This is a genomic window from Ferrimonas sp. YFM (assembly GCF_030296015.1).
GTDB lineage: Bacteria > Pseudomonadota > Gammaproteobacteria > Enterobacterales > Shewanellaceae > Ferrimonas.
Genome location: NZ_AP027368.1, coordinates 3,606,717 through 3,628,701, shown reverse-complemented (window position 1 = coordinate 3,628,701; position 21,985 = coordinate 3,606,717). Strand labels below are relative to the sequence as shown.

Sequence of the window (21,985 nt, the reverse complement as noted above, 5' to 3'; positions counted from 1 at the left end):
TTCAGCGATACTTGCGCTTGTTGTAGATAAACTCCGGCAGCATCCGACCAACCCAGGAGACGATGCGCCAGCGCCGGGTGACATAACTGGTGGCCTTGGCTTTTTTGAGGTTGGCCAGGATCTGGCTGGCGACCACGTCCAGGGAGGCTCCCCAGGCCTTGCTGCCCCGGGCCTGCATCTTGTCGATGTACCCCAGGCGCAGATCACTGACGGTGACCGGCAGTTTCAGGCGCTGGGCGTGGAGCCTCAGTCCCTGCAGGTAGTTCTGCTGAAATGCCTTACTGGCGTGGAAGGCGCTGCTGGCACCGCCCCGCTCTCCGGCGATGGAGGTGATGGCCGCCAACTGGCCATATTTCTGCTCCCTGAACAGGGCGAAGGCGCCGTTGGCCAGGGCAGTAAACCCGGTCACGTTCACATCCAGCACCATTTTGTCTGCCTCCCAGGGCAATTCCAGCTCATGATGGCTGGCGGCGGTGTTGATGATCACCAGTTGAGCCCCCTCCAGTTGCTGCCACAGATCCTTAAGGGCCTGACGGCACTGGGCGGGATCGAAAATGTCGATCTCGCTGCACAGGGTGTTGTCGGGAAGCTGCTGCAGCAGAGGGTCGAGGCTGGAGAGGTCGGCGGCCATCAGGCCGAGACGCACTCCCTCGGCGGCCAGCTTTTGGGCCAGGGTTTGGCTCAGCCCCGCATTGGCGCCGATGATGATGGCAGAGAGTTGGCTCATGATGTCTTAGCAATAGTTCAGGTAGCGGGATCATAGCAGCTCCGGTTGTAAATATCTGTTCCCAAAGTGTTAACGTCATCCATATTGCATCGGGGAGCAGAGGGGCAGGATCACACCCAAGGGGAAATTGGAGCTCTGGAGTTGTAGCCGTCTAGATGTCCTGTTATAAATGGAGCTCTAGGAGGTTGTTTATGCCAGTCAGAATACCCAGTCAGTTGCCGGCGTCGGAGATCCTGCGCAGCGAGAACATCTTTGTCATGTCCGAGGAGCGCGCGGCGTCTCAGGATATCCGTCCTTTGCGTCTGCTGATCCTCAATCTGATGCCCAACAAGATCGAGACCGAGACTCAGTTGCTCAGATTGCTGGGTAACTCACCGCTGCAAGTGAACGTCGAGCTGTTGAGGATTCACCGCAGAGCCTCCAAGCATACGCCCAGCGACCATATGGACGCTTTCTACCGGGATTTTGACCAGGTTAAGAACAACAACTACGATGGCCTGATCATTACCGGGGCCCCCCTGGGCAACTTTGAGTTTGAAGAGGTGACCTACTGGCCGGAGATCTGCGACATCATCAACTGGTCGCAGAAGCATGCCACCTCGGTGCTGTTCCTGTGCTGGGCCGCCCATGCGGCGCTGTACCATCTCTATGGGGTGAAGCGCTATCTTAGGGACGACAAGATCTCCGGAGTCTTTCGTCATCGCCGTGCCCATGGCCATATTCCCCTGTTGAGAGGGTTTGATGACGAGTTCTGGGTGCCCCATTCGCGCTTTGCCCAGGTCAGCCTGGACCGGTTGAAAGCTCACCCGGAGCTTCAGGTGTTGGCGGAGTCCGATGAAGCCGGGGCTTATCTGGTGACCAGCAGGGACAACCGCAACCTGTTTGTGACCGGCCACCCAGAGTACACCCGTACCACCTTGCAGGATGAATACCGCCGGGATCGGGCAGCGGGCGCCGAGCCAGCCTTGCCGAAGAACTACTATCCCAAGGACGATCCCACTTTGCCTCCCCATGCGCGCTGGCATGCCCATGGCGCCCTGCTGTTCTCCAATTGGCTGAACTACTGCGTCTATCAGCAGACCCCTTATGACCTGAATGACCTGGCGGGCGAATAATGCGCAAGTTGATGAAATATGGTGCTAAAACACGATAAATCGGAAAAAAGTTTCCGCCCTATCACGTGGTAAAGCCATTAAGCAACAAGTAAAATGTGACCTAAGCTTGATTAACTCAATCTAACTACAGGATGTAGGTCACATGAGACGAGAGAGTCACATCGTCAATGAAGAGGTTGTGGTTCCTCAGGGAGAGGAGCTGGTATCCACCACAGATCTGCGAGGCATCATCACCTACGCAAATCCCGCCTTTATCGAGATCAGCGGATTCGAAGAGTCTGAACTGATCGGTCACAATCATAATCTGGTTCGCCACCCCGAGATGCCCAAGGCTGCGTTCAAGGAGCTTTGGGATGCGCTGAAGGCGCAGAAACCCTGGCGAGGCGTCGTCAAGAATCGCACCAAGGATGGGCGTTATTACTGGGTGGACGCCTTTGTCACCCCCATTTTCGAACATGGGCAGGTGGTGGGCTACCAGTCGGTGAGACGGGCTACCACACAAGAGCTGAAGGAGCGGGCCCGCGAGGTCTATCAAAAGCTGAACCAAGGCAAGCCCGTCGGCCGCTCCCTAACCCTGGCCCGTCGTCGCTGGTTGTCCGGGGTGATTCTGGCCCTGGGCTTTGCCGCTGTGGCCTGGCTGTTCCAGCCCTGGGTGGTGCTCTGTGGTCTGGCAATGGTGGCCGCCATGCTGATGCTGTTCTTCGATGAGGCGTTTCGGGTGCCGGCGATGTTGATGAAGCTGCAGCAGGAGTACGACAGCGTCAGTCGCTATGTTTTTGCCGGGCATGGCAGCAGCAGCATCCTGGCGTTTCAGCTGCAGTTGTCTCAGGCCAGGATGACCGGTGTGCTGGGACGAACCCGGGATGCCTCTCAGCATCTGGATGCCATGTCTTCCACCCTGGTTGGGCTCAGTGAGCAGGCCAGGCAGGGAGTGCGTCAGGAGAATGCCCGTCTGGATCAGATCGCCACGGCGGTGGAGGAACTCAATGTCTCCGTGGGCGAGATCGCCAACTGTGCCGAGGCGTCGGCGCAAAGCACACTGCACTCCCGAGAGTCCTGCCACGGGGCCCAAAACGATATGCTGGACAGCCGAGATCAGATTCGGACTCTGGCCGAGGAGGTCAAGGTGGCGGCGGAGCATGCCGGAGAGCTTCACGGTGAAGCGGATAAGGTGGCCCTGGCGATGAAGGAGATTGACGGCATCGCCGAGCAGACCAATTTGCTGGCCCTCAACGCCGCCATTGAGGCCGCCCGCGCCGGAGAGCAGGGGAGGGGATTTGCCGTGGTGGCCGATGAGGTTCGTGCCCTTTCCAACCGGACTCAGCAGGCGACCACGGAGATTCAGAACAGCATCGAAGGGATGCACCATACCCTCAAGCTTTGGGTCGAAAAGATGGAGCACAATCATCAACTGGCCGATGCCTGTGCCCTTGCCGCGCAGACCAGTGCCAGTGAGATTGAACAGATCAACCGTCAGATTGAACTGGCCCATGATATGGCCGGGCAAACGGCGACCGCCGCGGTGCAGCAAAGGCAGGCGGTGAATGAGATTGCCGGCAGTCTGGCGGAGATTCAGGGGTTGACTCAGGGTAACCTGGCGTCGACTCAGGAGGTGGAGCGGTGCAGCAGCGAACTGCAGCAGCAGGTGGGGCTGATTGGATCACTGCACCTGAGCTTCGCCAGTCGAGATTGAGGTTAAAGCGGCGCCGTTAGGCGCCGCTGCGGGTTTACTCGCCGTGAATCATCTGCCGTAATGCCTGCATCTGGCTCTCCACCAACTCCTTGAGCCTGTGCTCCTTCAGATTGCCTGCCTCGTCAAAGGCCAGATGCGCTTCACTGAGCATCACTTCCGGCCTGTTCAATACCCAGGCGTTGAGAAACACCATCACCTGGCGGAGGTGATACTGACAGCGGCTGGTGCCCATTCTGCCCGGGCTGGCGCCCATGATCGCCACAGGCTTGTTGTTGAATCCATGAGGGGAGTATCTCGACAACCAGTCGATGGCGTTTTTCAGTACGCCGGGGATGGAGTAGTTGTACTCAGGGGTCACCAGCAGTATGGCATCGGACTCCATCAGTTGCCGGTGCAGTGTTTCCACCGATTCGGGGAATCCCATCTGTTGCAGGTCCTGGCTGTAGAGGGGAATGGCGCAGATTTTCCCCTCTTGCACATCGACGCCTCTGGGGGCCAAGGCCATGGCCTGAAGCATCAGTTTCCGGTTCAGTGATTCCTGCCTCAGGCTGCCACACAGAGCCAGTACCTTGAGAGATCCCATAACATGCTCCTTACACTGATCAATCTAATCAGTGTAGACCCATGATTTTTTGTATTGGATCACGATGGTCACTTTTATATTAGTAAAGTCTAAATTTAATTGATACTCTGGAGTTAATTTCCGGTGTACCGCGCCCTCGGGTAAGGACTGTGTATGAAGACCCAGGATCTCAAGACCCTGGTGCTGTCGGTGGAGCTTGGCAGTATCTCTAAAGCGGCCGCTTCCTTGAACATCACCCACTCGGCAGCCTCTCAGCGTATCAAGGCGCTGGAGGAGCGCTGCGGCGCCGTGTTGCTGAATCGACAGCTGACTCCCATCAAGCCCACCCTGTCGGGCGAGCTGGTGCTGGATCATGGGCGCCGATTACTTGAGATGGAGCGCCAGCTGTTCTCCCGGTTGCAGCAAAGTGGCAGCGATGCGCTGAGGCTGTGCTGTACTCCGGCGTTCGGTGCCAGCTATTTCCCCGTGGCCTTGAGTGAATTTAACCGGGAGAAACAGCACTCGGTCGAGTTTGATTACCTGGCCAGCGATCAGGTGATCGCCGCCATCAATGAGGGGCGTTACGACATCGCCATCACCGAGCACATTCAGCCCCTGAACCTGAGCAACTGCTGGCGTCACCCTTTGCCGCCGGACAAGGTGATCTTTGTGGCCAGCCCGGCACTGCTGGGCAGCATCGATGAGCAGAGCCTGGAGGCCTTAATGGCCCACACCCTCTATGTGGCCAAGCCGGGTTGTTGCTCCCGGGACCTGTTGGTGCAGAACCTGGCAGCGAAAAAGCTGGAACTGGAGGATTTTCGGTTCCAGGTCTCCTGTGGCGATCTGCATCTGATGGTGGAGGCACTGATTCGTGGCGAGGGGATCGGCTTTATCTCCGCCGCCCTGATTCGTGCCCAGCTTGCCAGCGGCGAGCTGGTGGCCTTCGAGCTCGACGGATTTGACCATCTGTGTCACCGCAGTCTGTTGGCCTCCTGGGAGAGTCAGGGCCAGCCCTGGTTCCGTCCCCTGGTGTCCAGCATCGAGCACTCTTTCATTCATTAGTTTCAACTCAGAAACCTTCCCATTGGCCGGATCTCTCGGTTGCGAAAGAGGACCCCTGGGTCCTCCTTTTTTGTGCGGTAGCTTGGGCTGCAAGTTCAGCTGAGGCTGGCCTGGTGGGTGGCAATCAACTCGGACATTCGCCCTGCTGCCCGCTCCTGCGCCTGCTTCAGAGGTTCCTGTTCCTGCACCGCTTCCACCACTTCGTAATAACACTTGATCTTCGGCTCGGTGCCCGAGGGTCGTACCACCACCCGGCTGCCACTGGCCAACTGGTAGATCAGCACGTCACTGCTGGGCAGCGCTACCCGCTCCTGACGACCGTCACTGTAGTCAATGGTGCCCTGCTTCAGGTCGGTGATGGCGGTGACCGCTTCCGCGGCTATCTGCTCGGGGGGATGGGCTCTCAGGGCATCGCCGATGGCAGGTGCGCCCGGTGACAGGGCGATGCTGCGCTGGGCATTGAGGTGAAGGCCATGCTGCCGATAGAGGGACTCCAGCCTGTCCCATAGGGTCAGTCCCTGACTGGCCAGCTCTGCGGTTAATTGGGCAAAGGCCACCAGGGCTGAGAGGCCATCCTTATCCCACACCAGGTCGCCGACGGTGTAACCCAGGGCCTCCTCATAGGCGAACAGGAAGCGCTGATTTTCCGTTTGTTTCTCCATGGCCACATTGGTGAGCCACTTAAACCCGGTCAGGGTCTGGTAGTAGTGGGCCCCTTCCCAGTGGGCAATACGCTCAAGTAAGGTGGAGGAAACCACTGTGGTGCCCACCAGCGCCTGAGAGGCTGAGGTGCGGCTGAGCAGGTAGTGACCCAGCAGCGCGCCCACCTGGTCGCCGGTCAGCATCTGGTATTGGCCTGTCTCGGTGCGCACGGCCACCGCCAGGCGATCGGCGTCCGGATCGTTGGCCACCGCCAGTGTGGCGTCATGTTTGACCGCTTCGGCGATCACCAGGTCCATGGCGCCCGGCTCTTCCGGATTGGGGAAGTTCACCGTGGGGAAGCGTCCGTCCGGTTCCCGCTGGGCCGCGACGCTGTAAACCTGATCAAAGCCTGCGTCTTTCAGCAGGGCTTCCGCCATCTCAGCGCCCACCCCGTGCATGGCGGTGTAGGCCAGGCTGATGGCTCCCGGGCTGGTATGGTTGCTGAGCAGGGCGCTGTTGCCCAACGCCTGGCGATAGGCCTCATAGAAAGGGGTGTCCAGCAGGGTCAGCAGCCCATTCTCTTTCGCTTCGTCCAGCGTCATCAGTGACAGCTGCGACTGGGCCGCAATCTCTATTTGCTCGGCGATGCCTTTGTCATGGGGGGGAATGATCTGAGCGCCATTGCCCCAGTAAACTTTAAAGCCATTGTACTGGGGCGGGTTGTGGCTGGCGGTGACCACCACACCGGCGGCGGCATTGAGGTGGCGAACCCCAAAGGCCACCAGTGGAGTGGCGGCGACCCGTACGGTGAGATAAACCGGGATACCCTGTCCGGTGAGCACCGAAGCGGTGTTTTCGGCAAACTGACGGGAGTCCGGGCGACCGTCGTAACCAATGATCACCCCACGCTGTTGGGCGTTGATCTGCTGGGCCAGAAGGTATCGGGCCAGGCCGGTGGCGGTTTCCTGGATCACCAGCCGGTTCATCCGGTTGGGGCCGGCGCCGACCACGCCCCGCAGCCCGGCGGTACCAAAGGCCAGGCGACCGGAGAATCGCTGTTCGAGTTCCTGCTGGTCCTGATTGTCCAGCAGGTGTTGAAGTTCGCGGCGGGTGTCTGGGTCAGGATCGCGTTGCAACCAGCGGAGGATTTCTGAGCTCACGGCGGGCTCCTTGTTGGTCATTGAACTCTTCTAATGAGAATTATTATCAACAACCTCTTCGCTGTCCAGAGGATATTTTCTGTCTGATTGGGAATGCGGTTGACTGAGGTCAGCCCAAAAAAAAGGCCCGCCAGATGGCGGGCCAACCTTGGTCCCGGGAGGAGCCCCGGGTTACGCCCCTAGGTTACTTCTTCTTCTTCGCTTTCATAGGATCCTGGTCATAGCCCAGGGCTTCCCAATCCAGCCGGCCCTTCTTGCTGTGGCAGGCGCTGCACTTCAGAGCTTCTTGCTTGGGTGAGACCATGTGGTTGATGCGCCACCACATTTCGGTCTCGGCAAACCCTTTCTGACCACTGTAGGTCAGTCCCTTGGCCTGCATGGCAGGGTGGGTATTCATGCCGGCAGTGGCGGACTTGTCCCAGTCAAAGGTCTTCCAGTAGCCATCCTTGCCAAACACCTTGGTAGGAACAAATACCATGTGCTTGGCATCATACAGCTGCTTGCCACGGTGTACCTTGAAGGGGTAGATCTTGGACTCGCCGTCATCCTTAGCGCCCGCAGGCTTGCTCAGGGCGGTCACTTTAGCCGGATCCATCTTGTCGCCAAACAGGTAGGCGTCAGCAGTACCGTTGTACCAGGCGTACTCAGGCTGAACCTTCTGGCCCCAGACGAAGCTGCCCTTCTTCTTCATGTAGTCCTTGCGGCCCCACTGGTTCTTAGCTTCTTCGCGGTCCTGGCCCGCTTCAGACCAGTCCCACCACATCTTGGTGGGCTCAACCTTGGCAAACTCGGGGATGTGGCAGGTCTGACAAGCCACCTTCTCGGTGTGGCGGTTGAGCTTGGCGTTTTTATGGACGTCGTTTTCGTGGCAACTGGTGCACTCCAGGTGGTCGGTGCTGCCTGGAGAGACGCTCATCGCCTGACCCTTGATGGTGTGGGACTCACCCTTGTGGCAGTCCTGGCACTGGAAGTCCATGCCATCGGCGTCCATGTGCACATCCAGCGCCTTGTCCGGATAGGCCATGCTGGAGTCCATGTCACCGTGTTTCACGCCGTCGCCGCCGCCGCCAAAGAAGTGGCAGCTGCCGCAGTTGTCGCGTACCGGGGCACCCACGTTCTGGGAGACTCTCACCAGGTCGACGCTCTTGAAGGCGTAGCCGCTGAGATCCTTCTTGTAGGTACCTGTGGTGTCGTGACACACCAGGCAGTCCACCTTGGTGGCGTCTTGGAAGTCGAACTTGGCGTCTTCATAGCCGTAACCGGCGTGACACTTGGTGCAGCGAGGCTCGTTGCTGGAGACGGAAACGCAGTAGTTGTTGATGGCGTTCTTTTTACCCAGTTTCACGGTCTTGCCGTTGACGGTCTGCTCCTTGGCCCATGTCCAGTGACTGGTCTTCATAAAGGCTTCGGTGTGCTCTTCGTGACATTCGATGCACTGGGCGGTGGCTTCGCTGCCGCTGTTGATGGGACCGGAGATAAACTCTTTGTGAGGATTCTCCGCCTGTGCGCCAACCGGCAACATCAGGCCGGTCAGCAGAGTGGTAATCAGTAATGTGCGCATATCTTTTCCCTGGAGAGGCGGCCGTCCCCTCTGGTGCTGAGGTTGGGCCGCCGAGATGATGAAACTTAGAACTTCACTGTGATGGAGGCATTCACGTCGAATGCGGAGTCCATCGCAGGCAGCATGCTGAATGCCTGGCCAGCCAGAACCTCATCAATGTTCTGTGGGGCGCCCACCGGGGAGCCGGAGCCGGTGTACTCGTAGTCGTAGTACAGGGCCGCAAACTTCACGAAGGTCTTTGGATTGATGTCATGGATGTAGTAACCCTCATAGGCGTGACCACGGGTGGCCAGCTTGCTGCCGATGGGATCGTCCTGAGCCTGGGTGAAGGGGGTCCAGTACTTGGAGCCGTAGTTGTACTCCAGGCCGAACTTGCCATCGCCTACAGGGATCTGGATGCCGGCGTAGATGGAGTAGCCATCGTGGGCTTCGTTGTCGGTGGTGCCGATGGGGTTGGGATCCATCTCGGTCTGACTGATCATCTGGTAGAGAGGATCGTTGTTCAGGCCGCCAAACATGCCGAAGTTGCCGTTGGGGTCGGTGCGGGTCCAGCCCAGGGAGGTGAACCACTTGATGCCGCTGTCCTCTTCACGGACAAAGGTCAGGCCGCTCAGATAGATGTCACCGATGTTGGTGCTGGGCTGGTAGCGAACCACAGGAGTCACGTTGCCCATGCCGTCCTGACCGAACATCGCCAGCAGCTCGTCGGGCATGGACATGGTGCCTTTAAAGCCATCGGCCACATCTTTGGCGCCAAACAGGATGAACTGCAGGAAGTTGGTGCCATCGTTGAGGATGTCGATGTTGAAACCACCCAGGTGGACATCGTCTACAGAGGTGTTGCCGAACAGCTCACCGTTGCCCCACTGGGACTCATAGCCCTGGCCGTAACAGAAGCGAACTACCTGGCCTTCCATGCCGGTCAGGTGCTCGGTGTGGTAGCCCACGGTGGCGCCGTCGAAGTTGAAGTTCACTAGGTGGCCTGAGGGGGTGCCGCCACGCAGCTCGTTCTCACGGAAGTTGGTGGGGTAGCCGTAGGTGGAAGGGCGGCGGCCGACGGACAGGTAGAACTCGGTGCCACCGATGTTCTTCCAGTCGAAGTAGGCGCGCTCAACGCGCACTGTGTCGCCATTAGGGTGGCCGCTGCTGGTGCCGTCCATGGTGAAGGAGTTCCAGGAGTCAAACACGTTGACTTCGGTGGAGTCACCCCAGCTCTTGAACATGGTCAGACGGCCGGCAAAGCTGACGTTGTCCCATACCTTGGCTTTGAGGTTGAGGCGCAGGCGGGTGGTGTAGAACACGTCGTTGTCGATGTCCTGGGCGGTGGGCACGAAGCCAGGGCCATTCATGGACATGGGCATTCTGCCCATTGGGGTGGCAACGGTCACGCCTGGGCTCCAGACCACATCCTGGTAGTGCAGGCTGTGGGCCTTGGTGCGAAAATCTCCGGTGATCAGCACACGGTCGGTGGCGGCATGGCTCTCCGGCTTGTCGACACGCTCAGACAGGTACTCCAGCTCTTCGGTGACCTCGGCCAGCTGGCGCTTGAGATCGTCGATGGATTTCTCGGTGCTGTCTGCGGCCATCGCCTGGGGCAGAATCAGCGCTTGTGAGACGACTAATGCTACGAGTGTGGGTTTCATCATCATTTCCTTAAGGGCTTGTTGTTGTTTGATTAACCGCAGGTGGCTGGCTGGTCGGAGTCCGCAGCGTGGTCATAGAGGAACTGCTGGATGTCCTTCAGAGCCTGGTCGGAGAGTCCCTGGAACACTTCGGGCTTGGCCTTATGCTTGTTGCGCTGGAAGAAGCGATCCCACTGGGCCATGGTTTTGGACATGGGGGTCAGTTCCATCGCTTCACTGTTCTGGCTGTGGCAGGCCTTGCAGTGTTTCTTATAGAGGTGCTTGCCTTTCTTGGGGTTGCCGCCTTCGGCAGCCGCCAGACCAGCGGAGACAGTAAGCAGCAGAACTGCGGTAAGAGCTTGATAGGAGCGACGTTTCATAAGATACCTCTGAGTGCTTTACTTTTCTTTAGTTACCACTGTATTAGCTATTCCTAATCTTATGGAGCGAAGAAAAGTTGCAGGGGTATAAGCAAAACTGTCAGCGGGTGAGATTTTTGGTTCAGGCTGGGTTCAGGAGTGACCGGGATCACGGCAGAACGGTCATCGGCGGCAAAGGTGGTCGGATCTCGTAGCGAAATAGCGGGTTTCAATGTGTGAAAATGTGAGGTGTGAACCCGTTGTTAACGGCGGGAAAGTGAAAAACACGCCACGATCAAATCTTGGTTAACCGGGAGGGGGCAAGGGCTGCATTCGTGCTACATCAGCCCTCTGTTTCCTTCTTTGTCAATCATGAGAGAGTCCAAGGGATGCCCCATCATCAGCGGGGCATGTCATTCAGTGAGACCGGCAGGCCATGATCGTTGATCACCTGGGCATGATCCCGTCGCAGCAGCCTGGGTTCACGAACCCCACAGGAGTGGGCGATCACCCCAACTTCGTGCATCAGGTTGCGGGCATAGTGGGCGACTCGTTTGGCCTTGTCCTCAACCACCAGCCCTTTCTGCAGCTTGGGGTCATGGGTGGTAATGCCGGTGGGGCAGGAGTTCTTGTTGCACTGCAGCGCCTGAATGCACCCCAGAGAAAACATGAAGCCTCGGGCGGAGTTGACGAAGTCGGCGCCGACGCACAGAGCCCAGGCCACATCGGAAGGGTTCACCAGTTTGCCGGAGGCGATCACCTTGACCCTGTCTCTGAGGCCGTGGGCTTCCAGGGTGTCGACGATATAGGGCAGGCTGCGCTTCAGGGGCAACCCCATAAAGTCCATCAGGGACTGGGGCGCGGCGCCGGTGCCGCCATCGGCGGAATCCACGGTGATGAAGTCCGGAGCGCTCTCCGCGCCCCGGGACTTGATGGCGGCCATCAACTCATCCACCCAGGCGGTATGACCGATCACCGCCTTGAAGCCGCAGGGCTTGCCGGTGACCTCCCTGACCCGGGCGATCATGTCCAGCAGATCATCCACATTGCGGATCTCCGGATGACCATTGGGGCTGATGGAATCCTCCCCTTCGGGGATGCCGCGGATCTTGGCGATCTCGGCGGTGACCTTGCCGCCGGGGAGAATGCCCCCCTTGCCGGGTTTGGCCCCCTGGCTCATCTTGATCTCGAACATGCGCACCTGCTGGTGACGCGCCACCTCCTTGAGCTTCTCATCACACAGGTTGCCGTCGGCGTCACGAACGCCGTATTTGGCGGTGCCTATCTGGAAAACGATGTCGCAGCCGCCCTCCAGATGGTAGGGGGAGAGGCCCCCTTCTCCGGTGTTCATCCAGATGCCGGCTTCATGGGCGCCGATGGACAGTGCCCGCACCGCGGGTACGCTGAGGGCGCCGAAACTCATGCCGGAGACGTTAAAGAAGCTGGCGGTGGTAAAGGGGGTGCGGGCCACCCCTTTGCCTATGGTGACCGGGGTGGGGGGAACCGCATCCTCTTTCAGGGTGGGAAACAGACAGTTGAGGAAGATGATGTCGCCGGGCTGATTCAGGGGGCGGGTGGAGCCGAAGGCGATGGTGCTGTCCACATCCTTGGCGGCCCGGTAGACCCAGCTGCGCTGTGCCCGGTTAAAGGGCATCTCGTCCCGGTCCAGGGCGAAGAAGTACTGCCGGAAAAACTCCCCCATATGCTCAAACCAGTAGCGAAAACGGCCGATCACCGGGTAGTTGCGCCGTATCGCCTGCTGGGTCTGAGTGACGTCCTTTACGTAGAGGTAAGCGACCACCAGAATCCCGATGCCGATGACGAAAATCAGCAGTGCGGCGCTGACTTCCAGGGTGCGGGTAAGCCAGCTGACCATCATTTGTCCCTTGTTATCCATTGAATTGCCATCTGTTTGTCATTGGATCTCCATAAGGATAGTGGAGTTTGCGTCAGCGTGGGCTTACAGCTGGACAAACTTTGGCCTGGCATTAAACCAAAGTTTACGTTGCCGTAAACGTCACGCTTCGAGTAATCTAGGATGAATCGCATTACAAGGAGTTAACAATGATCAAGGATCATGAGGTTGTGATTGCTGCGGCCAGCCGCACAGCCATGGGTGGATTTCAGGGAGCGCTGAGCTCAGTGGCTGCCCCGGAGCTGGGCGCCAGCGCCATCAGCGCCGCCCTGGCACAGAGTGGTGTCTCCCCCGAACAGGTGGACGAAGTGCTGATGGGTTGTGTGTTGCCCGCGGGTCAGGGCCAGGCCCCGGCTCGTCAGGCGACCCTGAAAGCCGGTTTGCCTCAGTCCTGTGGTGCCACCACGGTGAACAAGGTGTGTGGCTCCGGGATGAAGACGGTGATGCTGGCCCATGATCTGGTGCGAGCCGGCAGTGCCCAGCTGGTGGTGGCTGGTGGCATGGAAAGCATGTCTCAGGCCCCTTACCTGCTGGATAAGGCCCGGGGTGGCATGCGCATGGGCCACGGCAAGGTGCTGGACCACATGTTCCTCGATGGCCTGGAAGACGCCTATACCGGCAAGGCGATGGGGGTGTTTGCCCAGGGAACCTCAGACGAGTACGGCCTGACCCGGGAGCAGATGGACGACTATGCCCTGGAAAGCCTCAAGCGGGCCAACGCCGCCATTGAAGCGGGTGCCTTTGCCGATGAGATCGCCCCGGTCACCATCAAGACCCGCAAGGGCGAGGTCACCGTTTGTGTGGACGAGCAGCCCGGCAATGCCCGTCCCGATAAGATTCCTGCCCTGCGCCCCGCCTTCGCCAAGGAGGGCACCATCACCGCCGCCAACGCCAGTTCCATCTCCGACGGTGCCGCCGCCATGGTGGTGACCAGCGCCGGTTACGCCCGGGCCAATGGCCTGCCGATCCTGGCTCGCATTGCCGCCCATCACACCCACTCCCAGGCACCTGAGGAGTTCACCATCGCCCCCATCGGTGCCATCAATGGCCTGCTGGAGCGTGCGGGGTGGCAGCGCGATGAGGTGGACCTGTATGAGATCAACGAAGCCTTTGCCATGGTGACCATGCTGGCCATCAAGGAGCTGGGGCTGGACCACGCCAAGGTGAACGTCAACGGCGGAGCCTGCGCCCTGGGGCACCCCATCGGCTGCTCCGGCACCCGGCTGCTGGTGACCCTGGTGCACGCCCTGAAGCGCCGTGGCCTGAGCAAGGGGGTCGCCTCCCTGTGCATCGGCGGCGGTGAAGCCACGGCGATGGCCATCGAACTGGTTTAATTTTCGCGATAACAGACAAGGACCGGCCGTCCGACGCCTACAACGACTCCATACCCAACGCGGACGGCCCCATCAACGGGAGAAGCAATAATGACCACACATGTGAAGCACCTGATCGGCGGTGAATACACCGATGGCTGCGGCGAGCAGCAGATTCAGGTGACCAACCCGGCCAACAACGGCCCCATCGCCCAGCTGAACTGTGCCACCGAAGCGGAAGTGAACCAGGCGGTGGCCAGTGCCAAGGCGGCCCAGGAGCAGTGGCGGGAGACGCCGGTGTCCGACCGTGCCCGGCTGATGCTGCGCTACCAGCATTTGCTGAAGGAGAACCACGATCGCATCGCCAAGGTGCTGGCCCAGGAGACCGGCAAGACCTTTGCCGACGCCAAAGGGGACGTCTGGCGCGGCATCGAAGTGGCGGAGCAGGCGGCCAACATCGCCAGCATGATGATGGGCGAGACCGTAGAGAACGTGGCCCGTGGCATCGATACCTACAGCTACATCCAGCCTCTGGGCGTATGTGCCGGTATCACCCCCTTCAACTTCCCGGCGATGATCCCCCTGTGGATGTTCCCCATGGCCATCGCCTGCGGCAACGGCTTCGTGCTCAAGCCCTCCGAGCAGGACCCCATGACCCCGATGCTGCTGGCGGAGTTGTTTGAAGAGGCCGGTGCGCCCAAGGGGCTGCTGAACGTGGTCCACGGTGCCAAAGAGGTGGTCGACGGCATCCTGACCCACCCGGACATCAAGGCGATCTCCTTCGTGGGCTCTGTGCCCGTGGGCCAGTACATCTACAAGACCGGCACCGAACACCTCAAGCGGGTGCAGGCCTTCGCCGGTGCCAAGAATCACATGGTGGTGATGCCCGACGCGGACAAGGACACCGTCATCAACCAGCTGGTGGGGGCGTCCGTGGGCGCCGCCGGTCAGCGCTGCATGGCGATCTCCGTGGCGGTGTTCGTGGGTGAGTCCAAACAGTGGATTCCCGAGCTGAAGGAGGCTCTGGCCAAGGTGCGTCCCGGCCTGTGGGATGATGAGGAGGCCGGCTATGGCCCACTGATCAACCCGGCCGCCAAGGCTCGGGTGCTGGAGCTGATTCAGGCCGGTAAGGACGAAGGCGCCAACTGCCTGCTGGATGGCTCCGATTTCACCGTCGAGGGCCATGAGTCCGGCAACTGGGTGGGGCCCACCCTGTTCAGCGGTGTCACTCCCGAGATGCGCATCTACAAGGAGGAGATCTTCGGTCCTGTGCTGTGCACCACAGAAGTGGATACCCTGGCCGACGCCATCGCCATGATCAACGCCAACCCCTTCGGCAACGGCACCTCCATCTTCACCAACTCCGGCGCCGCGGCGCGCAAGTATCAGCATGAGATTGAAGTGGGCCAGGTGGGGATCAATGTGCCCATCCCTGTGCCACTGCCGTTCTTCTCCTTCACCGGCTGGAAGAACAGCTTCTACGGCGATCTGCACGCCTATGGCAAACAGGCGGTGCGTTTCTACACCGAGACCAAGACCATCACCGCCCGCTGGCCCGAGTCCGGCATCGTCGCCGGTCAGAACCTGACCATTGCGCTGAAGTAAGAGGGAGCCTTTATGAACTTCAACCTGACCGAAGACCAGCAGGCTTTCATCGAGGTGGCCAAGCAGTTCGCCGAGGCGGAGCTGGCCCCCAACGCCGGGCAGTGGGACAAAGACCATCACTTCCCCAAGGATGTGATTCAGCGCGCCGGTGAGCTGGGCTTCTGCAGCCTGTACACCCCGGAAGAGGCCGGGGGCATGGGCCTGTCCCGCCTGGACTCGGCGCTGATCTTCGAGGCGCTGTCCAAGGGGTGCACCGCCACCACCGCCATGATCACCATCCACAATATGGCCACCTGGATGGTGGCCTCCTGGGGCTCCCAGGCCCTGAAGGACGCCTGGTGCCCTCAGCTGGTGACCGGTGAGAAGCTGGCGTCTTACTGCCTGACCGAGCCCGGAGCCGGCAGTGATGCCGCCTCCCTGCGCACCAAGGCGGAGCGCGATGGTGACCACTATGTGATCAACGGCTCCAAGATGTTCATCTCCGGTGCCGGCAGCACCGAGCTGCTGGTGGTGATGTGCCGCACCGGCGCTGAGGGCCCCAAGGGGATCAGTGCCATCGCCGTACCCGCCGACGCCGAGGGGATCGTCTATGGTAAGGCGGAGGAGAAGATGGGCTGGAACGCTCAGCCCACCCGCCTGGTGACCTTCGACAATGTGCGGGTGCCGGTGGAGAACCTGCTGGGGGAGGAGGGCCAGGGCTTTACCTTCGCCATGAAGGGGCTGGACGGCGGCCGCATCAACATCGCCGCCTGCTCCCTGGGCACCGCCCAGGCGGCCCTGGAGCGGGCTCAGCAGTATATGGCGGAGCGCAAGCAGTTCGGCAAGCCTCTGGCGGCCTTTCAGGGGCTGCAGTTCAAGCTGGCGGACATGGCCACCGAATTGGTGGCGGCCCGGCAGATGGTGCGCCTGGCGGCGTTTAAACTGGACAGCAACGACCCGGAAAAGACCGCCTACTGTGCCATGGCCAAGCGGTTTGCCACCGACGTGGGCTTCACCGTCTGTAACGAGGCGCTGCAGATCCATGGCGGCTATGGCTACATCCAGGAGTACCCGCTTGAGCGCCATGTGCGAGACGTACGGGTGCATCAGATCCTGGAGGGCACCAACGAGATCATGCGCCTCATCGTCGCCCGTCGCCTGTTGGATGACAACGCCGGCCAAATCGAATAAACACGCTCACAAGGAGCCATGAAGATGGAATTTCTCAAGCTGGAGCGCCGGGGCCACACCGCCCTGGTGACCATCAACAATCCACCTGCCAACACCTGGACCCAGCAAAGTCTGGGGGAGCTCGAACAACTGGTGGGCGAGCTGAACAATGACCGCGACATCTACGCCCTGGTGCTTACCGGTGAGGGGGACAAGTTCTTCTCCGCCGGTGCCGACCTCAAGCTGTTTGCCGAGGGTGATAAGGGCGTGGCCGCCGATATGGCCCGTGCCTTCGGCCGCGCCTTCGAGGCCCTGTCCGCCTTCCGCGGCGTTTCCATTGCCGCCATCAATGGCTACGCCATGGGCGGCGGCCTGGAGGTGGCGCTGGCCTGCGACATTCGCATCGCCGAGTCCCAGGCACAGATGGCCCTGCCCGAGGCCACAGTGGGGCTGTTGCCCTGCGCCGGTGGCACCCAGAACCTCACCGCCCTGGTGGGCGAGGGCTGGGCCAAGCGGATGATCCTCTGCGGCGAGCGCATCAAGGCGGATCGCGCCCTCTCCATCGGTCTGGTGGAGGAGGTGGTGGACACAGGCTGTGCCCTGGACACCGCCCTGACCCTGGCGGAGAAGGTGGGCAAACAAAGTCCGGTGGCGGTCTCCGCCTGCAAGACTCTGGTGCAAAGTGGCCGCAGCATGCCGCGAAGCCAGGCCCTGGTGATGGAGCGTGAACTGTTCCTGGATCTGTTCGACAGCGAAGATCAGGCCGAAGGAGTGAACGCCTTCCTGGAGAAGCGTGCCCCAGAGTGGAAGAACCGCTGATGAGTGAGCTGGTCTTAATCCAGGAGCATCAGGGTGCCGGCGGCGCCCTGATTGGCCACCTGACCCTCAACAGTGAGCGCTCACTCAACGCCCTCTCTCTGGAGATGGTGGATCGCCTCCATGCCACCCTGCTCGACTGGCAGCAGCGGGAGGAGATCAAGTGCGTCATCCTCGATGGCGCCGGTGACAAGGCGTTTTGCGCCGGCGGGGATATCCGCGCCATGTACGACGCCTGTGTGGCCCATCCTGGCCAGCGGGTGCCCGAGGTGGAAGCCTTCTTTACCCGGGAGTATCGCCTCGATCATCTGATTCATGTCTATAGCAAGCCTATCCTTCTCTGGGGAGGCGGCATCGTCATGGGCGGTGGCCTGGGGCTGATGGCCGGTGCCAGCCACCGCATCGTCACCGAGAGCTCCCGCATCGCCATGCCGGAGATCACCATAGGTCTCTACCCCGACGTGGGCGGCACCTGGTTCCTCAACCGCATGCCCGGTCACTGCGGCCGTTTCCTGGGGCTGACCGGTTACCAGATGAATGGCCTGGATGCCCGTTACGTGGGCCTGGCGGACTTTGCGGTGGCGGACTTCCGCCGTAAGCAACTGCTCACTGACCTGTGTCATCTGGAGTGGCACAACCACGATGCCAAGGCGCTGATCGATGAGCTGCTCGGTGGCTACCAGCAACAGGACGAGGCGGCCTTGCCGGCCAGCGTACTGTCGGCGCGCCAGAAAGACATAGATGACCTGATGGCCGGCGATGACCTGCAGTCGGTGGTGGAGCGCCTGAGCGGTTTCGAGAGTGACGAGAAGTGGCTCGACAGGGCGGCGAAGACCTTCGCCAGCGGCAGCCCAATCACCATGCACCTGATCTGGCACCAGCTGACTCAGGGGGCGGATATGACCCTGGAGCAGGTGTTTGAGCATGAGCTGGTGCTGTCGGTGCGCTGCGCCGAGATGGGCGACTTTGTCGAAGGGGTACGCGCCCTGCTGATTGACAAGGATCGCCAGCCTAAGTGGCGCTTTACCACCGCCACCGAGGTACCGGCGGCCCACATTGACGCCATGGTGACGCCCCCCTGGAGCGAGCACCCATTGAGCAACTGGAACAAGGAGTAGTTATGGCTACCATCGCCTTTATCGGACTGGGCAACATGGGCGGCCCCATGGCCCTCAACCTGGTTAAAGCGGGCCACACGGTCCGGGTGTTCGACCTGAATCACGATGCGGTGCACGCCATCGCCGAGCAGGGCGCCATCCCCTGTAACTCCAGCTGCGGTGCCGCCGCCGGTGCCGAGGTGGTGATCACCATGCTGCCCGCCGGCAAGCATGTACGTGGCCTCTACCTGGGTGAGGACGGCCTGATTCAGACCGTTTCCCAGGACACCCTGCTGATTGACAGCTCCACCATCGACGCCGAGAGCGCCCGGGTGGTGGGCGAAGCGGCCGCCAAGCGCGGCATCGAGTTTGTGGATGCGCCGGTCTCCGGTGGTACCGCCGGCGCTGCGGCAGGCACCCTGACCTTCATCTGCGGGGGCAGCGAAGCCGGCTTTGGCCGGGCCCGCCCCATCCTGGAGAACATGGGGGCCAACATCTTCCATGCCGGCGCCGCCGGTGCCGGCCAGGTGGCCAAGATCTGCAACAACATGCTGCTGGCGGTGCTGATGGCCGGCACCAGTGAGGCGCTGCAGCTGGGCATTCACAACGGCCTGGATCCCAAGGTGTTGTCGGAGATCATCAAGGTGAGTTCCGGGGGCAACTGGACCCTGGAGAAGTACAACCCCTGCCCGGATGTGATGGCCAATGTGCCCTCCAGCAACGGCTATCAGGGTGGCTTCATGGTGGATCTCATGTGTAAGGATCTCGGCCTGGCGATGCAGACCGCCACCGACAGTCACAGCTCCACCCCCATGGGGGCCCTGGCCACCAGTCTGTTCCGCCTGCACGCCGCCAAGGGCAATGGCGGCCGGGATTTCTCCAGCATCTTCGAGCAGTTTGAACATCAACAAGGGAAGTAACAGATGGAACTCAAGGACAAGGTAGTGGTGATCACCGGCGGTGCCCGGGGCCTGGGGCTGGCCATGGCCGAGCGCCTCGGCAGCCAGGGAGCCAGGCTGGTGCTGCTGGATATCCAGGCCGAGATCCTGGACCAGACCTGCCAGGAGCTGGCCGCCAAGGGGATGGACGCCAAGGGTTATCAGGTGAACATCACCGATGAGGCCCTGGTGGAGCAGACCTTCGCCGCCATCAAGGCGGACTTTGGAGCCCTGGATGTGTTGGTGAACAACGCCGGCATCCTGATGGACGGCATGCTGATCAAGGCCCGCGACGGCCAGGTGTCTGCCAAGATGAGTCTGGAGCAGTTCCAGCGGGTGATCGATGTGAACCTGACCGGCACCTTCCTCTGTGGCCGTGAAGCGGCGGCGGTGATGGTAGAGACCGGCAGCCGCGGGGTGATCATCAACATCTCCTCCCTGGCCAAGGCCGGCAACATTGGCCAGACCAACTACTCCGCCTCCAAGGCGGCGGTGGCCACCATGGCGGTGGGCTGGGCCAGGGAGCTGTCCCGCTATGGCATCCGCACCGGCGTGGTCGCCCCCGGGGTGATCAAGACCGAGATGACCGACGCCATGAAGCCGGAAGCGCTGCAGCGCCTGGTGGACATGGTGCCTGTGGGTCGCCTGGGTCTGGCAGAGGAGGTGGCTCAGGCGGTGGAGTTTATCGTGGCCAACGATTACTTCTCCGGTCGCTGCATCGAGGTGGACGGCGGTATTCGTCTCTGATCATTGCTGCCTGAAACCCAAGCGCCAAAGCGAGAGCTTTGGCGCTTTTTATTATCTATCAGGAAGATAACCCCAGAGTTTATGGGTTGTAATTCGGCCTGAGGTTTCTAGACTGCTCCTGTTTCTCTGCTGTGATGAGGGGTTTATGGAGCGTCTTTTCTCCTACATTAGTGCCATCGAAGGGGCTCCCAGCCCTGTGAGCCTGGTGGACAGGGTTCACCACTTGCGGGATCACAGTGATGAGTTGGCCGAAGTCAGGGTCACGCAGAGCCTGTATCGGTTCAGTAATGGGGTTGAGCTCCTGCATCGCCGCGAACAGGAGCAGCAGCAATCTGACGACCAACTCTGTGCCGAGTGCTGGATAAGTTATCAAGTGCTCAACAACAACGGCTTCGCCATCACCCCCAGCCAGAAGAGCTTCTCCAATGTCTGTCAGCAGCGGTTCTGGCTGAAGATGCAGGCGGGCCTGCAGGGGTCATCAGAATGACAGGCTGAGGCCGATGTTGGCCTGGCCCTGCCACCAGAGATCGGTTTTCACCCGCCAGACGCAGCCTTCATCCTGACAGATGAGGCTGCCGCTGGAGTCGGTGAAGGTCGCCATCCCTCGGAGTTCGGCAAAGAGCGACAGGGTTGGCGTCAGCCGATAATCCAGGCCGGCACCGACGCCCAGTGAGAAGCGGGTGTCGTTGGAGCCGGACTTGGGGCGAAACTGGGTGAGGCCCAGGCTGCCGGTGACATAGGGGCTGAAGCCGTTCTGGGGATAGTAGCGACTGCCCCCCAGGTGCAGATAGTCCACGTCAAGCTGGTCGTCGGTTCCCTGGCCGGGAACCAATTGGCTGAAGCGGGTGGATTGATGGCTGTAGAGCAGAAACAGGGTGCCGGTGTCATCAACCTGAGTGCCCAGCATGATGCCGCCATGGCCGGCTTCATCGATGCCCAGATTGAATTCGTCGCCATTGTCGCTGCGGCTGAGTTCAATGTCGCTGGTGCCAAAGCTGTAGCCGGCAAAAGGGGCGACAAAGTGCTCGGCATGTGCGCTGGCCGATGTCAGCATCAGCAGAATGAAAGTGGATAGCCTGTTCACGGTAACTCTCCTGTTCCATCAGGGGCATTTTCTACTCTAAATCAAACTCTCTGACTAAAAAACGTCAGTTTATCAATCTGGTTCAGATATCCGGTTGAGTCAAATTCGTGATCTTGTTGGTCCTTTTTGCTCGATTGTTAAAAAACTCATTGAGATGAGTCGGTTGCAAGTGTATTCATGAGTGTTTGTTGTTCGAGCAGCAGGAATTTCGGACAGCAGAGACTGACATCAACAAGAAAAGGAAGTAGGAATGAAGCACGTTGTCGCTGCATTGTTGTTGAGTTGCCCACTCTGGGCCCAGGCAGCTGAGCCGAGTCATCAATTTGAAGTGCAAGGGGAGTTTGCCAGAATTCAGGAGCTTCGCGGAGAGTCTCCAGACGAGGAGCTGGCTTTTCAAGGGTACATTGGCTACGAATACCTGTTGAATGAGAACTTTGCCCTGGGCATCGACTATCTTGCCGGAGATGGCATGGACGTCGAATTGCTGGTGGGCATCGACGATGGCAGCTTTAACTATTCCGCCTGGGAACTGACGGCGCGGGGCACCGCCTGGGTGAGTCAGCGCAACTCCCTCTACGCCACCCTCAGGGCGATTCAGTATGATTACGATGTAGAGACCTCCGAAGGACGCAGGCTGTGGGACGACAGCGGCCTGGGTGGGGGCATGACCCTGGGTTGGCGCTACCAGTTTGACATGGGGCTGGGCCTCGGGGTCAGCGCCAGTTACAGAAAGCTTGGCAGTGACACCGAACTGGTCAGCTTCGGTTATAACCTTAGCTACCGCTTCTGACGTCTGGGAGGAGTGCCTCTGTGTGGTA

General features: G+C 60.2%; 20 protein-coding genes. 12 read left to right on the top strand and 8 right to left on the bottom strand.

Annotated elements, in window-relative coordinates; translation table 11 throughout:
- Position 1: 1 nt before the first annotated feature.
- On the bottom strand, positions 2 to 727 hold the full coding sequence (locus QUE41_RS16740) for an SDR family NAD(P)-dependent oxidoreductase (protein WP_286340130.1): 726 nt from the start codon (positions 725 to 727) through the stop codon (positions 2 to 4).
- Between the two features lie 191 nt (positions 728 to 918).
- On the opposite strand from QUE41_RS16740, the gene metA reads away from it, so the two are divergent.
- Entirely contained in the window at positions 919 to 1,842 is a 924-nt protein-coding gene (gene metA / locus QUE41_RS16735; protein ID WP_286340129.1) for a homoserine O-acetyltransferase MetA, read from the top strand.
- A 142-nt stretch (positions 1,843 to 1,984) separates the two neighbouring features.
- Positions 1,985 to 3,535: a methyl-accepting chemotaxis protein gene (locus tag QUE41_RS16730; protein WP_286340128.1), complete on the top strand. Its 1,551-nt coding sequence runs from the start codon at positions 1,985 to 1,987 to the stop codon at positions 3,533 to 3,535.
- Between the two features lie 34 nt (positions 3,536 to 3,569).
- Here QUE41_RS16730 and QUE41_RS16725 read toward each other — a convergent pair whose 3' ends face one another.
- Positions 3,570 to 4,118 (bottom strand): NADPH-dependent FMN reductase, encoded by a 549-nt coding sequence (locus tag QUE41_RS16725; RefSeq protein ID WP_286340127.1) that lies wholly within the window; start codon positions 4,116 to 4,118, stop codon positions 3,570 to 3,572.
- A 153-nt stretch (positions 4,119 to 4,271) separates the two neighbouring features.
- Here QUE41_RS16725 and QUE41_RS16720 point away from each other — a divergent pair, with 153 nt between their 5' ends.
- Positions 4,272 to 5,159, top strand: coding sequence for a LysR family transcriptional regulator (locus QUE41_RS16720; protein WP_286340126.1), 888 nt, complete (start codon positions 4,272 to 4,274; stop codon positions 5,157 to 5,159).
- Positions 5,160 to 5,254: 95 nt separating this feature from the next.
- On the opposite strand, the gene QUE41_RS16715 is transcribed toward QUE41_RS16720, so the two are convergent.
- The 5 genes from QUE41_RS16715 to QUE41_RS16695 all read right to left on the bottom strand — a co-directional run bounded on the left by QUE41_RS16715 (position 5,255) and on the right by QUE41_RS16695 (position 12,379).
- Entirely contained in the window at positions 5,255 to 6,982 is a 1,728-nt protein-coding gene (locus QUE41_RS16715; RefSeq protein WP_502875907.1) for a phospho-sugar mutase, read from the bottom strand.
- A 163-nt stretch (positions 6,983 to 7,145) separates the two neighbouring features.
- Positions 7,146 to 8,522 (bottom strand): tetrathionate reductase family octaheme c-type cytochrome, encoded by a 1,377-nt coding sequence (locus tag QUE41_RS16710; protein WP_286340124.1) that lies wholly within the window; start codon positions 8,520 to 8,522, stop codon positions 7,146 to 7,148.
- Between the two features lie 65 nt (positions 8,523 to 8,587).
- On the bottom strand, positions 8,588 to 10,168 hold the full coding sequence (locus tag QUE41_RS16705) for a DUF3373 domain-containing protein (protein ID WP_286340123.1): 1,581 nt from the start codon (positions 10,166 to 10,168) through the stop codon (positions 8,588 to 8,590).
- A 29-nt stretch (positions 10,169 to 10,197) separates the two neighbouring features.
- Entirely contained in the window at positions 10,198 to 10,524 is a 327-nt protein-coding gene (locus QUE41_RS16700) for a c-type cytochrome (protein ID WP_286340122.1), read from the bottom strand.
- A 379-nt stretch (positions 10,525 to 10,903) separates the two neighbouring features.
- Entirely contained in the window at positions 10,904 to 12,379 is a 1,476-nt protein-coding gene (locus tag QUE41_RS16695) for an FMN-binding glutamate synthase family protein (RefSeq protein ID WP_286340121.1), read from the bottom strand.
- Between the two features lie 188 nt (positions 12,380 to 12,567).
- Here QUE41_RS16695 and QUE41_RS16690 point away from each other — a divergent pair, with 188 nt between their 5' ends.
- The 8 genes from QUE41_RS16690 to QUE41_RS16655 all read left to right on the top strand — a co-directional run bounded on the left by QUE41_RS16690 (position 12,568) and on the right by QUE41_RS16655 (position 20,570).
- On the top strand, positions 12,568 to 13,752 hold the full coding sequence (locus QUE41_RS16690; protein ID WP_286340120.1) for a thiolase family protein: 1,185 nt from the start codon (positions 12,568 to 12,570) through the stop codon (positions 13,750 to 13,752).
- 90 nt (positions 13,753 to 13,842) lie between these two features.
- Positions 13,843 to 15,336 carry a CoA-acylating methylmalonate-semialdehyde dehydrogenase gene (locus tag QUE41_RS16685; RefSeq protein ID WP_286340119.1) on the top strand — a complete coding sequence of 498 codons (1,494 nt, stop codon included), beginning with the start codon at positions 13,843 to 13,845 and terminating at the stop codon, positions 15,334 to 15,336.
- Positions 15,337 to 15,348: 12 nt separating this feature from the next.
- Positions 15,349 to 16,506 carry an acyl-CoA dehydrogenase family protein gene (locus tag QUE41_RS16680; RefSeq protein WP_286340118.1) on the top strand — a complete coding sequence of 386 codons (1,158 nt, stop codon included), beginning with the start codon at positions 15,349 to 15,351 and terminating at the stop codon, positions 16,504 to 16,506.
- A 24-nt stretch (positions 16,507 to 16,530) separates the two neighbouring features.
- Positions 16,531 to 17,304, top strand: a complete 774-nt coding sequence (locus tag QUE41_RS16675; RefSeq protein WP_286340117.1) for an enoyl-CoA hydratase — start codon at positions 16,531 to 16,533, stop codon at positions 17,302 to 17,304.
- Positions 17,304 to 18,419, top strand: a complete 1,116-nt coding sequence (locus QUE41_RS16670) for an enoyl-CoA hydratase/isomerase family protein (RefSeq protein WP_286340116.1) — start codon at positions 17,304 to 17,306, stop codon at positions 18,417 to 18,419. The genes QUE41_RS16675 and QUE41_RS16670 overlap by 1 nt, the downstream gene beginning before the upstream one ends.
- A 2-nt stretch (positions 18,420 to 18,421) precedes the next feature.
- A complete protein-coding gene (mmsB, locus tag QUE41_RS16665) occupies positions 18,422 to 19,318 on the top strand; it encodes a 3-hydroxyisobutyrate dehydrogenase (protein WP_286340115.1) in 897 nt (298 codons plus the stop codon).
- 3 nt (positions 19,319 to 19,321) lie between these two features.
- Positions 19,322 to 20,083 (top strand): SDR family oxidoreductase, encoded by a 762-nt coding sequence (locus QUE41_RS16660; RefSeq protein ID WP_286340114.1) that lies wholly within the window; start codon positions 19,322 to 19,324, stop codon positions 20,081 to 20,083.
- A gap of 145 nt (positions 20,084 to 20,228) precedes the next feature.
- Positions 20,229 to 20,570, top strand: a complete 342-nt coding sequence (locus QUE41_RS16655) for a hypothetical protein (protein ID WP_286340113.1) — start codon at positions 20,229 to 20,231, stop codon at positions 20,568 to 20,570.
- On the opposite strand, the gene QUE41_RS16650 is transcribed toward QUE41_RS16655, so the two are convergent.
- A complete protein-coding gene (locus tag QUE41_RS16650) occupies positions 20,562 to 21,167 on the bottom strand; it encodes an outer membrane beta-barrel protein (RefSeq protein WP_286340112.1) in 606 nt (201 codons plus the stop codon). The two genes, QUE41_RS16655 and QUE41_RS16650, sit on opposite strands and share 9 nt — an antisense overlap.
- 250 nt (positions 21,168 to 21,417) lie before the next feature.
- Between QUE41_RS16650 and QUE41_RS16645 the strand changes: the two genes are divergently transcribed.
- The gene (locus QUE41_RS16645) at positions 21,418 to 21,957 is read left to right on the top strand and encodes an outer membrane beta-barrel protein (RefSeq protein ID WP_286340111.1); all 540 of its coding nucleotides are present in this window, start codon (positions 21,418 to 21,420) and stop codon (positions 21,955 to 21,957) included.
- Positions 21,958 to 21,985 lie beyond the last annotated feature (28 nt).